The sequence below is a fragment of the Rhizobium sp. M10 genome (assembly GCF_002531955.1).
Lineage (GTDB): Bacteria > Pseudomonadota > Alphaproteobacteria > Rhizobiales > Rhizobiaceae > Rhizobium > Rhizobium etli_C.
In genome coordinates, this window is the sequence record NZ_NWTA01000003.1 from 452,399 (window position 1) to 464,616 (window position 12,218).

14 protein-coding genes are annotated in these 12,218 nt (G+C 62.8%); 4 read left to right on the forward strand and 10 right to left on the reverse strand.

Annotated features, from left to right (window positions below; genetic code table 11):
* Positions 1–26 precede the first annotated feature (26 nt).
* From blh to CO671_RS33305, 3 genes are all read right to left on the reverse strand, one after another.
* Positions 27–1,307 (reverse strand): bifunctional sulfur transferase/dioxygenase Blh, encoded by a 1,281-nt coding sequence (blh, locus tag CO671_RS07535; RefSeq protein WP_097605403.1) that lies wholly within the window; start codon positions 1,305–1,307, stop codon positions 27–29.
* A gap of 430 nt (positions 1,308–1,737) precedes the next feature.
* Entirely contained in the window at positions 1,738–2,154 is a 417-nt protein-coding gene (locus CO671_RS07540) for a hypothetical protein (protein ID WP_097605404.1), read from the reverse strand.
* A 69-nt stretch (positions 2,155–2,223) separates the two neighbouring features.
* Complete coding sequence (locus CO671_RS33305) at positions 2,224–2,424, reverse strand: hypothetical protein (protein WP_141514454.1); 201 nt, start codon at positions 2,422–2,424, stop codon at positions 2,224–2,226.
* Here CO671_RS33305 and ftsZ point away from each other — a divergent pair.
* On the forward strand, positions 2,411–3,433 hold the full coding sequence (ftsZ, locus tag CO671_RS07545; RefSeq protein ID WP_010035422.1) for a cell division protein FtsZ: 1,023 nt from the start codon (positions 2,411–2,413) through the stop codon (positions 3,431–3,433). The two genes, CO671_RS33305 and ftsZ, sit on opposite strands and share 14 nt — an antisense overlap.
* Positions 3,434–3,650: 217 nt before the next feature.
* On the opposite strand, the gene CO671_RS07550 is transcribed toward ftsZ, so the two are convergent.
* Positions 3,651–5,657, reverse strand: coding sequence for a BTAD domain-containing putative transcriptional regulator (locus tag CO671_RS07550; protein ID WP_097605405.1), 2,007 nt, complete (start codon positions 5,655–5,657; stop codon positions 3,651–3,653).
* 372 nt (positions 5,658–6,029) lie between these two features.
* A complete protein-coding gene (locus CO671_RS07560) occupies positions 6,030–6,899 on the reverse strand; it encodes a helix-turn-helix transcriptional regulator (protein WP_097605407.1) in 870 nt (289 codons plus the stop codon).
* A 91-nt stretch (positions 6,900–6,990) separates the two neighbouring features.
* Here CO671_RS07560 and CO671_RS07565 point away from each other — a divergent pair, with 91 nt between their 5' ends.
* Positions 6,991–7,881 (forward strand): SDR family oxidoreductase, encoded by an 891-nt coding sequence (locus CO671_RS07565; protein ID WP_097605408.1) that lies wholly within the window; start codon positions 6,991–6,993, stop codon positions 7,879–7,881.
* Between the two features lie 271 nt (positions 7,882–8,152).
* Here the strand turns inward: CO671_RS07565 and CO671_RS07570 are convergent, their stop codons facing one another.
* Together CO671_RS07570 and CO671_RS07575 are read right to left on the reverse strand one after the other, a co-directional pair.
* A complete protein-coding gene (locus CO671_RS07570) occupies positions 8,153–8,362 on the reverse strand; it encodes a hypothetical protein (protein WP_010033227.1) in 210 nt (69 codons plus the stop codon).
* Between the two features lies 1 nt (position 8,363).
* Positions 8,364–8,564 (reverse strand): hypothetical protein, encoded by a 201-nt coding sequence (locus CO671_RS07575; protein WP_009992991.1) that lies wholly within the window; start codon positions 8,562–8,564, stop codon positions 8,364–8,366.
* Positions 8,565–8,721: 157 nt separating this feature from the next.
* Here CO671_RS07575 and CO671_RS33680 point away from each other — a divergent pair, with 157 nt between their 5' ends.
* Complete coding sequence (locus CO671_RS33680; RefSeq protein ID WP_097584329.1) at positions 8,722–8,895, forward strand: hypothetical protein; 174 nt, start codon at positions 8,722–8,724, stop codon at positions 8,893–8,895.
* A 263-nt stretch (positions 8,896–9,158) separates the two neighbouring features.
* Positions 9,159–10,088 carry a hypothetical protein gene (locus CO671_RS07585; RefSeq protein ID WP_097605447.1) on the forward strand — a complete coding sequence of 310 codons (930 nt, stop codon included), beginning with the start codon at positions 9,159–9,161 and terminating at the stop codon, positions 10,086–10,088.
* Positions 10,089–10,094: 6 nt separating this feature from the next.
* On the opposite strand, the gene CO671_RS07590 is transcribed toward CO671_RS07585, so the two are convergent.
* From CO671_RS07590 to CO671_RS07600, 3 genes are all read right to left on the reverse strand, one after another.
* Positions 10,095–10,604 (reverse strand): cytochrome P460 family protein, encoded by a 510-nt coding sequence (locus CO671_RS07590; protein ID WP_097605409.1) that lies wholly within the window; start codon positions 10,602–10,604, stop codon positions 10,095–10,097.
* Positions 10,605–10,848: 244 nt separating this feature from the next.
* Positions 10,849–11,292, reverse strand: coding sequence for an SRPBCC family protein (locus CO671_RS07595; protein ID WP_097584244.1), 444 nt, complete (start codon positions 11,290–11,292; stop codon positions 10,849–10,851).
* A gap of 142 nt (positions 11,293–11,434) precedes the next feature.
* Complete coding sequence (locus tag CO671_RS07600) at positions 11,435–12,127, reverse strand: type 1 glutamine amidotransferase domain-containing protein (RefSeq protein ID WP_097605410.1); 693 nt, start codon at positions 12,125–12,127, stop codon at positions 11,435–11,437.
* Positions 12,128–12,218 lie beyond the last annotated feature (91 nt).

Genomic DNA, 12,218 nt, shown 5'->3' on the forward strand with positions numbered 1-12,218 from the left:
TTGTAAATATCTGCCTATGGTCAGCGCTACAACGCATCCAGAGGTATCTTCAGATACCGCCGCCCGTTCCCCTCCGGCTCCGGCAGCCGCCCGCCCCGAATATTCACCTGCAGCGCATGCAGCATCAGCTTCGGCTTCGGCAGGGTGCGGTCCCGCGCCTGGCGCAGCGCCACGAAGCCGGCCTCGTCCTTGCCCGATATGTGGGGATTGGCGCGTCTCTGCGCGGCCACCGTGCTTTCCCAGCGCGGATGCCGGCCGCCCGGCTGATAGTCGTGGCCGGAAAAGAGCCGAGTTTCCTCGGGCAGCGACAGGATCGCCTGGATCGAGCGCCAGAGGGCGCTGGCGCTGCCGCCGGGAAAATCGGTGCGCGCCGTGCCGGAATCCGGCGTGAACACCGTGTCGTGCACGAAGGCGGCATCGCCGATCAGATAGGTCACCGAGGCGAGCGTATGGCCGGGCGAAAACAAAACGCGAGCTTCAAGCCCGCCGATCTCGAACCTGTCGCCATCGGCAAACAGCCGGTCCCATTGCGAGCCGTCGGTCGCAAGGGCCGGCCAGTTATAGATCTCCTTCCAGAGCGTCTGCACCTCGGTGACCTGGGCGCCGATCGCTATCGGCGCGCCGGTCTTTCCCTTGATGTAATGGGCGGCGGAAAAATGATCGGCATGCGGATGCGTGTCGAGGATCCACGCGACCGCCATCCCGCGGCTTTCGATGTCGGCAAGGATGGCATCGGCGCTTGACGTGCCCGTCGCCCCCGAGGTCTCGTCGAAGTCAAGCACAGGGTCGATGATCGCGCAGCGTCCCGCGACAGGATCGGCAGCGACATATTGCACGCTCCATGTGGCGGGATGGAAGAAGGCCTTCACATCGACCGTCTGCGCCGCCCGCCTCTCCAGCCAGCGGCGCGCGCCGGCAAGATCGAAACCGAGGCTTTGGCCGAAGGGCTCGACATCACCGGGCTCCATCCGCCCGTCGAGCACCTCGCCCAGCGTATAAAGTGTTAGCGCCCGTATGCCGCTCTTGCAATGGGCGATGACAGGCCCCTTCGCCGCGGCCATCGCCGCCTGGAAGGCGATGATATCGGCCTCGGTGATCTCGGCGCCTTTCACCGGCACGAAACTGTAGGAAAGGCCGACGGCGGCCGCTGCCGCCTTTTCCGCCGCATTGCCCGGCTGGCCGGGATCTTCGCCGTCCGGTCGAGCATTGATGACGCCGGCAAAGCCACGCACCGCGAAATCGGCAAAATCCGCGGACTCGGGCTGACCCGCCACCGATATCAGCTCATTGACCCTCACCAATGTCATCGAAGCCCCGCGCCGTCCGCATCAAGCAGATCACATGTATATTAGTACAATCTCACGAGTATATTGCCGAGCGCAAGAACAGTTACCCGACATATGCCGCCGCCCAGTCCCAGGCCCGGCTCTCCGGTCAAATCGACAGCGCCGCAGGACCCGCTTGATGTCGGCACGCACGGCGCTGGCGAGCGCTGGCGTCGGGATGACGGCACGGCGCCTGCCACCCGACAGCAAAAGCCCCGCCAATCATTGGCGGGGCTGTTCATGCTGAAAATGGTCGGCATTAAGTCCTGGGAAGAATCAATGATTGGCTTCTGCCAACCGAAGCTGGCGCGAGGCTTGCGCAGTCAATGCTTTTCCGCACGGCAACATCCGCTGCCTCGAGTTCGAGCAGCAGTGATCACCTTCGCCGGTCGCAAACGCGGCGCCGAAAAAGCTAGTTCTGGCCCTGCAGGCGGTCGATCACCTCTAGCAGCAGATCAGCGCAGGCCTTCATTGGTTCGTCCTCTGTGCATTTCAGATCGATCCGTGTGTTTCCGTCCTCAATTTGGAAATGGGCGGCCTTCGACGGCCGCGGCATGCGGTGGCCCCGGAAATCGCGGAAGCCCATGTCGTCCCTCGAACCGTGCCACCGGTAGTCGGGGCGATCTCCGGACCGTGCGTCCGGGCTGCCCATCATCCGCTCGCCATCATCGGGAGCGGGCTGAGGCGGCGGGGCTGGCGGCGGCGGAGGCGAGCTAGGCTCGGTCGCCGTGGGTGGCGTTGCGGCGGATGGCGGGGCTGGCGGTTGTTGTGCGACGGCGGTGCCGGCGAGTGCGGCAAGGGCAAGGCTTGATAGAAGAAGTCTTTGCATGGGATCGGTCCTTTCGCAGAGGTGAGGCATGTCTGTAAACACCTCGGCAGGCCTTTGGTTCACACCCCCTCAAAGCTTCTGATCGAAATCCGCAAAGAGCGCGGTGGCGATCTTCATGAGGGCAACAATCATTGGAACGTCGCCGCCCCGGACTTCTTTCGCCTCGCCTCCGCCTTGTTGCGCGTTTATCCTCACCGTCGATTCGCCGTCCGCGACGAGGGCGCGGGCGCAAGATTGCATCATTAAGGAGAGTGCGATGACGGACGCCAAGAGCGGCATTTCGGGATTACGGCCGCATATTACGGTTATCGGCGTCGGCGGGGGTGGCGGCAACGCCATCAATAACATGATTGCGGAAAAGCTGGCGGGCGTCGAATTCGTCGCCGCAAATACCGACGCCCAGGTTCTCGCCACCTCAAAGGCGTCGCGCCGCATTCAGCTCGGCGCGAATGTGACGGAGGGCTTGGGTGCCGGTTCGCTGCCTGAGGTTGGTCATGCAGCCGCCGAGGAGTCGATCGACGAGATCATGGATCACTTAGCCGGCTCGCATATGTGTTTCGTCACCGCCGGCATGGGCGGCGGTACGGGCACCGGTGCAGCCCCCGTCATCGCGCGTGCCGCGCGCGCGGCCGGCATCCTGACGGTTGGCGTCGTCACCAAGCCCTTCACCTTCGAAGGCAATCGCCGCATGCGGACGGCCGAAGTCGGCATCGAGGCGCTTCGTCAGGCCGCCGATACCGTCATCGTCATTCCCAATCAGAACCTCTTCCGCATCGCGGACGCAAAGACCACCTTCGCCGATGCCTTCATGACGGCCGACCGCGTGCTCTTTGCCGGCGTCGGCTGCATCACCGATCTCATCGTCAAGGAAGGCCTGATCAACCTCGATTTTGCCGACGTGAAATCGGTCATGCAAGGCATGGGCCGCGCCATGATGGGCACCGGTGAAGCCGCCGGCGAAAGCCGGGCGATGAAGGCCGCGGAAGCGGCAATCGCCAACCCGCTTCTCGACGATATTTCCATGAAGGGCGCCAGGGGCGTGCTGATTTCGATCTCCGGCGGATCTGATATGACGCTGTTCGAAGTCGACGAGGCGGCAAGCCGCATTCGCGACGAAGTGCAGGACGACGCCGATATCGTCGTCGGCGCGATCTTCGACCGCAGCCTGGACGGCAGGTTCCGCGTCTCGGTCGTGGCGACCGGCCTGGAAGCCAGCGCCGCGCCGCTATCCGCGCCCAACCACGCGGCTGAACAAGTCCAGACGCGCACGCTGCAATAGCACGGCTGCAGTATCCTGACTTGCTAACGCCGGCTCCGGCCGGACAAACGTCGCTCCGCCGTATAAAGAACGGGACGGGGCGACGTCACCGTATCTTTAGCTTTTCGCCACTTCGCGATGCTTCGAGACTTCACCCTCTCGGGTTGCGTCCTGCAATTTCGGTTTTCGACATGCCGAATTCAAAGACGCCGTTTTCTTATCGCGATAGACCGTGGAGTTATTCAGGAAGGCCAGCTCTTCGCAGCCCCTCGATATAGCGGGTTCGATCATCTGGCCGCCGAAAAGGCGGCAGCACGTCCGACAGGTTAGAAAGCCGTAGTGTGGGGTCAAGTTCGCTCAGACGAGATATCATTTCCTTGGCTTCCAGGGAACGCTCTTCGAGAGCGTAACTTGCCGTCGCGATGCGTATCGCGCTCGCATAATTCGGCTGCGAGCGCAAAGCCTTTCTTGCCCAGCCAATGGCGTCCACATAGCGCCCGGCGCAGAAGTGGGCGAGTGCTGTGTTGAACTCCAAGGCAAACAGCCGAGGATCGCGCGGACTTAACTGCATTGCCAGCGCGGCACGCTCAATGGCCTTGTCCGGCTCCCCCAAGCAAGCCTCTATCCATGCGCTGTAACCCCAGGCCACGGCCAGGTTCGGATTGAGCAGGAGCGCGCGGTCGATGCAGAGGGCGCTATCATCGAGATCGCCGCCGACATATCCGAGAACATATCCGCCATAGGAAAGAGCGATTGCATCGTCTCTTCCCAGTTCAATCGCCCTCTTGGCAAGTCTGGTGGCTTCTGCGGTTTCTTTCGCGCGATCCGCCATCCACCGGTGGCTTTTTCGCGATGCGTAGCAGCGCGCCGCGCGAGCATAAGCGGCGGCAAAGGCCTGGTCTCGTTCGATCGCCTTCATGAAAAGTTGCAGAGCGCTGTCGATGGATTCCCTGCTGATCACCGCTCGGTCGTGAACCGCTATGCCACGCAAATAATAGTCGTAGGCGTCAAGGCTTTCCGTCGGCTTGAGTTTGGAGCGCTCGATTTCGGCCTCCTCGACCCTTGGGGCGATGGCGCCGACAATGCTCGAGGCAAATTGGTCTTGGAGATCGAAGACCTCGACGAGAGCCCCATCGAAGCGATCTGCCCAGAGGTGGAGGCCGGTTGAGGAATCGATGAGCTGTCCGCTGATGCGCAGCCGTTCCCCTGCCTTGCGCACACTTCCCTCGACAACATAGCGCACACCCAGATTCAAACCGATCTGCCTTACATCGACAGCCTCCCCCCGGTAGGCAAAACTCGACTGACAGGCGATGACGAACAGGTGGCGAAACTGAGCGAGCTTGGTAATGATGTCCTCGACGACTCCGTCGGCAAAATAGTCCTGCGTCTGATCTCCGCTTAGATTGTGAAAGGGCAAGACCGCAACTGACGGCCGGTCCGAATGCGTCGTCTGCGGCCACACCGGCGGCTGCGGAATGATGTGAGCTGAGCTTGCCCCCGGACGGTCGGTTTCCTTGTCTGTCCGCAGCGACGTTGCAAGCCCTTTCGTCTCCGCCTCGGGCTCGACGCCGAGATGCTTTTTCAAGGCTGCGCGACATAATTCGAGTTGACGCAGAGCCGCATTTCCGTGACCGCGATTGACGTGGATCCGCATCAACGCGCGATGACACGGCTCCGCAGTGGGATCCGCAACAAGCAGTCTTTCCGCCAGCCCCTCGCAGGCGAGCTCTTGCGCAGAATCGGCCACCGTCAAGGAGAGGCTCAGCCGCTCCACCAGTTGCAGCGCTTTGCGCTGATACGTGCTTCGATAGGATCCGAACCATTCGTCCAGCTCCTCAGGAATAGCCAAATTTGCTAGGACGTCGCCGCGATAAAGATCGGCGGCAAAGGCAAGATCGGCAGGGCCGCCTTCCTCCAGTTTGCGATCGAACATCCAGATGTCGACTTCATGCAAACCGGCTTTCAGCGCGACCGTTTCCTGATCGCCCTCAATCTGGATCGCAGCATCTCCGCTACCGGGAAACGCGCGCCGGATGTCGACGAGCGCCTGCCGCAGGCTATTGCGTGCCTGCGCATCGCCACGTCCCGGCCAGAACGCTTCGGCAAGCGGCTCGCGCCGGTGGCCGCGGCGGCCGGCCAGGACCAGGGCCGCGAAAAGAAGCGAAGTCTTGCGCGTTGAAAAACGAATTCGCCCACCGTCAGGGGACGTGACGTCGAGGCCGCCAAGCAAACGAATGCGCACCAGTTGCCTCCAATCGTCCACTGCCCGACGAAAACGCCACCCCGATCGATCGATTTAACACGCATTTAACGGCGTTTTCGCCGCCGTTCACGCCTAGCCGAACAGCGGCGGCCCATCGGTTTGGCAAGGTCGATCATGATCAGCAACGGAGATCGACAATGACCGATATACAAATTCTCACCAGGCGCCGTGCAGTCGGAATAGGCTTGCTCGGAGCGGCGCTGAAAGGCGCCGTGTCGATAATAAAAGCAGCGAAGGCGCGATGGCAAGCCGCCGCAACGCAAAGGGCAGTCAGGGAACTTACGCGGGACCAGCTGGATGATATAGGTTATCAAACACCAGATCGGCCCACGCTCGAAATCAGGGCAGGAACTATGACGAACCTGATGTCGATGAGGTAGACGACCGCCCTCGCCCGACGCCCACCAATCCCTCGATCTTCGCTGCATCCTCCGCCGTCGCCGGATTGTACACGACCATGCTGAGATCCGGCCGGCCATCCACCTGAAAGGCCGAATATTCGAAGGAGAGCAGCCCGAGCAGTGGGTGCTTGATGTGTTTGGCGCCCTCGCCATGGGTGCGCACGTCGTTGTCGCGCCACATGGCCAGGAATTCCGGGCTCCTGCGGCAGAGTTCGTCGACCAGCGGCTTCACTTGTTCGGCGGCACCGGCGCGGGCGGCATCCACCCGGAAGGCGGCGACGACGAAGCGGGCCACACTTTCCCAGTCATATTGGGCGGCGCGCACGCGCGGATCGAGGAAGATGAAGCGCAGCACGTTGCGCTCTTCGGGCGGCAATGCGCCGTAATCGGTCAGAAGCACAGTCGCCGCCCGGTTCCAGGCGATGACGTCCCAGATGGCGTTGCGGATCAGCGCCGGGCTCGGATCCAGTGCATCGAGCACGCCCTGCAGGCGCCGCGTCACGCCGTCCTGCCTGCGATAGCGCACCTCGGGCGGGCGGCCTAGGCCGATGAGGAAGAGATGCTCGCGCTCGATATCGGTCAGCATCAGCGCCCGCGAGATCCGGTCGAGCACGTCGGCGGACGGCGCGCCGCCGCGGCCCTGCTCCAGCCAGGTATACCAGGTCGGGCTGATATTGGCGCGGCTCGCCACCTCTTCGCGACGCAGGCCCGGCGTGCGGCGGCGCTCGCCGGCAAAGCCGAAGGCGGCCGGGTCGAGCTTGGCGCGGCGATCCTTGAGATAGGCGCCCAGCCGGTTTTCGGAGGTGATGAATTCATCCATCCTGTTAGCCATTATACCATGATAAGATCACTACTTTACCAGGATACAGCATTGATCGATATGTGTCTCCATCCAAAGCGGAGATATCGACATGCGCGTATTCGTCACCGGAGCCACAGGTTGGGTCGGCTCGGCCGTCGTCAGCGAATTGATCGCCGCCGGCCACCAGGTGCTTGGCCTTACCCGATCGGAAAAGGGCGCTGAAGAATTGGCGGCCGCCGGTGCGGCCGTCCACCGCGGCACGCTTGAGGATCTGGAAAGTCTGAAGCGCGGCGCGGCCGAGGCCGATGGCGTCATCCACACCGGCTTCAACCACGATTTCTCGAAATTCGCCGAAAACTGCGCGCTCGACCGCCGCGCCATCGAAGCGCTCGGCGAAGCCCTGCAGGGATCGGATCGTCCCCTGCTGGTCACGGCAGGCCTCGGCCATGCGCCGGGCCGCATCGGCACCGAGAAGGATCCACCGATGCCGAACACCGAGACCTATCCCCGCGCCTCCGAAATCACCGCGGTATCGCTTGCCGCGCGTGGGCTTCGCGCCTCCACCGTCCGGCTGCCGCCCTCCGTGCATGGCCATGGCTACCACGGCTTCGTACCCATCCTGATCGATGTCGCCCGGCGCACGGGCGTCTCCGCCTATATCGGCGAAGGGCAAAACCGCTGGCCGGCGGTGCACCGGCACGATGCCGCCCGCGTCTATCGCCTGGCGCTGGAGCGCGGCGCCGCGGGCGGCCCCTTCCTGGCGGTCGCAGAAGAAGGCGTCCCCTTCCGCGAGATCGCCGACCTCGTTGGGCGGCGGCTGAACGTGCCGGCAGTGTCGCTGTCGCGGGAAGAGGCCGCAGAGCATTTCGGCTGGTTCGGAATGTTCGTCGGCTTCGACGTGCCGACGTCGAGTGCTCACACGCGGGCACGGCTCGGTTGGGAGCCCGCCGAGCCCGGTCTCCTCGCCGATATCGATCACCCGGCTTATTTTGGCGAATGAGCCGGTCGTGATCGGAGCGTGTCCTTCGGGCCCTGCCTTTCAGGAAGAGGGATGTTGGAGGATGCCGCGCTCGATTATGGACGTTGCACCGCTCTCGATGAGGGCGGCCACGAGATACGCCGCAAGGCTGTCCGGCTGGTGCAGACGACCAAGAGAGCCTCATCCTGAGGTGCTCCGAGGGGCCTCGAAGGACGGAGCGGGCGCGCTGGCTCCGAGTGTCAGAAGAACCGCAGGAGCCCGGCGTGCCGCCGATCGGTGCGGACAAACACGCCTACCGCATCCGCCCTTCGTTCGTCTCGGCGGGATCGTAGTTGATGTCCCAATCCTTCTCCGGCTTCTTCTTGCCCGGCGGGTTCCGGTTGACCGTGGCGTCCTCCGAGCCGGTGATGACGGTCGGCTTGGCGCTCGCAACGCCGCTGGCCTTTCGGTCGGCCCGGGATTTGGCGAATTGGCCGGCCGCGTCTTTCTCGGGATTGCCCATCTCATTCGCCTTTCTGCTTCATCGCGTCGCTGAAATCCTTCATTTCAGGGTCGCGGTTGTTTTCGTCGTTGGCGTCGCGGTTCTTGTCCGGATCGTCCTTGGCCTTCAGGTAGCCGCGCGGCCTGTTGCCCTTCGGTCCTTCCCAGCGGGGGGACTGGTCGGTGGTGCCGGGAGCGCCGTCCTTGGGTGTCGTCATGCCCATCGTCGTTTCTCCTTGGTTGAGTAGGAAGAACCGCAAAAAGCCGGAACAGTTCCAGCCCTATGAGATCGCCGCGGGAGCGGTCGGCGCAAAAAATATGGAACAGTGTCGCCGCCCATCGGTTGGTGAAAGGTCGCAACCCTGAAACATGGAGCCGAAAATGAGCAAGACCAACGTTCGTGATCTTCAGAAACGCGCCGAACAGCAGGTTAAAAACACCAGCGCCGGCGGCCACCTCGGCGGCACCTATTTCGGCCAGCAACCCGACGGCAAAACCACCTCGGACAGCAGCAACGACAGCGCCAAGGCTCGGCCGAACGATGGGAGCAATTGAAGTGATAGCTGATGCTACGTCTGGCCGGTTAATAAGGCCATCCGCTCAATAAATCCTTTGCGCCCAAGGACCTGGGCGCACTCCTACCGGGCTCTTCAAGCCGATCACTGGAGCGAGGGCAGGCATTTCCCCTCCGTTGGCAAACTGCCCTACTTGCCCGGCTCGATAGGCCTACTCGTCATTGATCGGCAACATCCCTGCCCTAGCTTATGCTCGCGGCCGGCCGGCCGCAGCGGGACATCATCCGACAGCGGAGGGGCGACGTGGGATCCTATTCGATTGGCGATGCGATCCGGGAGCTTGTCCCGGTTCTCTCCAAGGCGCCGGCGGCCGCCGTCAGCGGCGAATGGACCGCCACCACCATGCAGGCCGGCCATTCCTCAAGCACGGGCGGCTACCGCGATGCGGCGGGACAGCCCGTGTCGGACGATTCACGCGATCCGCTACGCGTCATCGGCGATGTCGTCGAAAAACTGGATGAGGCAGCGACCGAGCGCTTCAACACGGTGGTGATCCGCTGGAAAAAGCCGGCCCTTCCCTTCATGCGGGCGCAGGTGACGATCGAAACCAGTTTCGATCAGGCGATCGTGCCGCGCGGCCCCGACGACCCGATCTACGAGCGCGCCGCAAGCGCCCGCCGGGCCTTCTGGCAGAGCCGCGGCACCGTGCACGAAACTTTTGCCGCCGAGCGCGCCGCGGCCAATGTCTACGCCCAGACCAAGTGGTTCGGTCCACACCGCCGGATCCTGGCGATCGATGCGCCGGGAAGGATGATCCTTGCCACCGACGGTCTCTCCACACCCTGGGCCGGCATCTCCGAACCCGAGAACGGCGTCGAATGCGAACTCTTCATGGAATTCGGCGCCGCCACCCTGGATGCGACCACGACCGGCGACTGGGGAAACCTTTTGATAAACCTCGGCGATCTCGTGGCCGACGGCTACCGCGTCGCCCGCGATGTCGAAAAACACGGTGCCATCCTGTTCTGCCGGCTGACGGAGGATTACCTTCCCCTGACCCGCATCATCCTCAGCCGTGATCCTGGCCGGATCGACGGTATGCCCTTCGGCTCCGTGCCGCTGATCCGAGCAACGGCAGTTGCCGAAACCGAGATCGAGGGCCGCGATCCGGACGAGGACTGGAGCGCGACGGCGGCGCGCCAGGCGGTGGCGAGCCGGGGCATCGAGCTTTAGACAAGCTCAAGGCGCGTAGCGTGTGAAGACAAAATCATGGTCTTTCACATTGCCGACATGGCAGGAGAGACAGGTCTCATGCTGCGCGGAGTCAACCGGCTTGCCGTTGACGAACCTTCCGAAGCCCCAGCCATGGCTGCCGGGATATTTCTTGGAATCTTTCACCATCACCTGTACCGTGGTCGGCGCCCCCGGCACCGTCGCCGGCGCAAATTCCGTCGATTGTTTGCGTTTGTAGGCAAGCTTCACCAGGATCGACCCGTCGGGAAACGGCAGGGTGCCCTCCTTGTATGCCTCGACGGCAATATCGTTGCCGAGGACCGCACGCAGTTCGTCGAGTGGCGGCGCTTCCTGTGCGGGCGCAATGAATTTCCAGCCCCTGTAGCCATCAGGAATGGTGACGCCGTAGATCGGCGAGGCGTTTTCCGGCGGGGCGCCGGGGGCCGCGGAATAGGATACGGCGACGCTGAGGGCGAGACTGGAAATGGCAAATACGCCAAGGAGAGCAAGCTTCATTGAAAACTCCTGCCGGACCGATGTTCTCAGGCAGGATCGTTTCGGATTGTATCTGACGAATGTCAGTCTCCGGCTGAAATGTATCGAATTGTAGCCGTATTCGCCCCGGCTGGGTATTCCTGTCCCTCGGCCTCTCCCAAGGGGTGCCGCAGGAATGGCGGGAAGAGAGGCAGAGCGCCAGGTTACGAGGAGGCGCAGCAATCCGCTGCGTGTGCCATCTTTCGCAAACCTGGCGCAACGCGCATTATTCGTTGATATCCGGCTCGACGACCTTGGCGAGATTGCGCAGCGATTCCTGCCAGCCGAGATAGCAGGCCTCGGGCGGAATGACGTCGGGCACGCCGGCCTGGGTGATGTCCACTTCGGTGCCGACCGAAACCTTTTTCAGCGTGACGGTGACGTCCATTTCGCCCGGCAGGTTCGGGTCTTCGAACTTGTCGGTGTAGCGGACGCGTTCACCCGGGACGAGCTCGAGGAACTCGCCGCCGAAGGCGTGGCTGTTGCCGGTCGTGAAGTTGCGGAAGGACATTCTGAAGGTGCCGCCGACGGCCGGTTCCAGATGATGCACGGTGCAGAGAAAACCGTTCGGCGGAAGCCATTTGGCAAGGGCGTCTGCCTCGATGAAGGCGCGATAGACCTTTTCCGGGCTGGTCGCGAAAACGCGGTGCAGGCGTATGGTGCTTGGCATGGTGGTGATCCTTTTGTGGACGGAATGAACGAGCTAAGGACGGATAAACCGTCGCCGACCCGACAGGGAACCGATCTTTTCTTCGAGAAAAATCACGCGAGGCTGAATTGCGCCGCGCCGCAGACACGTTTTTCGCTGCGCGTCAGGCTGCGGCCTGGTTGCCCAGCGCGTTGAGCAACAGGCGCGCGGCCTGTTTCGACGAGGCGGGGTTCTGTCCAGTGATCAACTGATCGTCCTGGACGACGTGCACGGCCCAGTCCTTAGTCGCAGAGAACTTGGCCCCCTGCTCCTTCAGCACGTCTTCGAGCAGATAGGGCACGACCTCGACGAGTTGCACGGCAGCCTCCTCGGAATTGGTGAAGCCGGTCACCGTCCGCCCCTTGGCGATCGGCCCGCCATCCGGTGCCTTGACCTTGGTCAGGATTCCCGGCGCGTGGCAGACGAGCGCCAGCGGCTTGCCTGCCGCGAGCGTCTCCTCGATCAGCGCATGGGCGTTGCGGTCGTTTGTCAGATCCCAGAGTGGGCCATGGCCGCCGGGGAAGAACACGGTGTCATAATCGGCCTGGTCGATGTCAGACAGCCGCAGCGTATTGGCGAGCGCGGCTGTTGCGGCCGGATCCTGTTCGAAGCGCCGCGTGTCTCCCGTCTGAAACGCCGGCTCGTTGCTCTTCGGATCGAGCGGCGGCTGGCCTCCTTTTGGCGAAGCGAGCGCGACCTCGGCCCCGGCATCACGAAAGACGAAATAAGGAGCAGCAAGCTCCTCGAGCCAGAAGCCCGTTTTCTTGCCGGTATTTCCCAGCTGATCATGCGATGTGAGAACCATGAGAATTTTCATTGCCAGCTCCTTCGGCCCGGCCGGCGGACAAAGCCTTCGCGTCCGGTTTAACGGTGAAATACTGCCTGCAATCTCATGCTGAATGCCGAAA

What these genes read in the sequence shown, in the direction of transcription:
- blh (WP_097605403.1), bottom strand. Translation starts at nt 1,307, where the DNA reads ATGACATTGGTGAGGGTCAATGAGCTGATATCGGTGGCGGGTCAGCCC.
- CO671_RS07540 (WP_097605404.1), bottom strand. Translation starts at nt 2,154, where the DNA reads ATGCAAAGACTTCTTCTATCAAGCCTTGCCCTTGCCGCACTCGCCGGC.
- ftsZ (WP_010035422.1), top strand. Translation starts at nt 2,411, where the DNA reads ATGACGGACGCCAAGAGCGGCATTTCGGGATTACGGCCGCATATTACG.
- CO671_RS07560 (WP_097605407.1), bottom strand. Translation starts at nt 6,899, where the DNA reads ATGGATGAATTCATCACCTCCGAAAACCGGCTGGGCGCCTATCTCAAG.
- CO671_RS07565 (WP_097605408.1), top strand. Translation starts at nt 6,991, where the DNA reads ATGCGCGTATTCGTCACCGGAGCCACAGGTTGGGTCGGCTCGGCCGTC.
- CO671_RS07570 (WP_010033227.1), bottom strand. Translation starts at nt 8,362, where the DNA reads ATGGGCAATCCCGAGAAAGACGCGGCCGGCCAATTCGCCAAATCCCGG.
- CO671_RS07575 (WP_009992991.1), bottom strand. Translation starts at nt 8,564, where the DNA reads ATGGGCATGACGACACCCAAGGACGGCGCTCCCGGCACCACCGACCAG.
- CO671_RS33680 (WP_097584329.1), top strand. Translation starts at nt 8,722, where the DNA reads ATGAGCAAGACCAACGTTCGTGATCTTCAGAAACGCGCCGAACAGCAG.
- CO671_RS07590 (WP_097605409.1), bottom strand. Translation starts at nt 10,604, where the DNA reads ATGAAGCTTGCTCTCCTTGGCGTATTTGCCATTTCCAGTCTCGCCCTC.
- CO671_RS07595 (WP_097584244.1), bottom strand. Translation starts at nt 11,292, where the DNA reads ATGCCAAGCACCATACGCCTGCACCGCGTTTTCGCGACCAGCCCGGAA.
- CO671_RS07600 (WP_097605410.1), bottom strand. Translation starts at nt 12,127, where the DNA reads ATGAAAATTCTCATGGTTCTCACATCGCATGATCAGCTGGGAAATACC.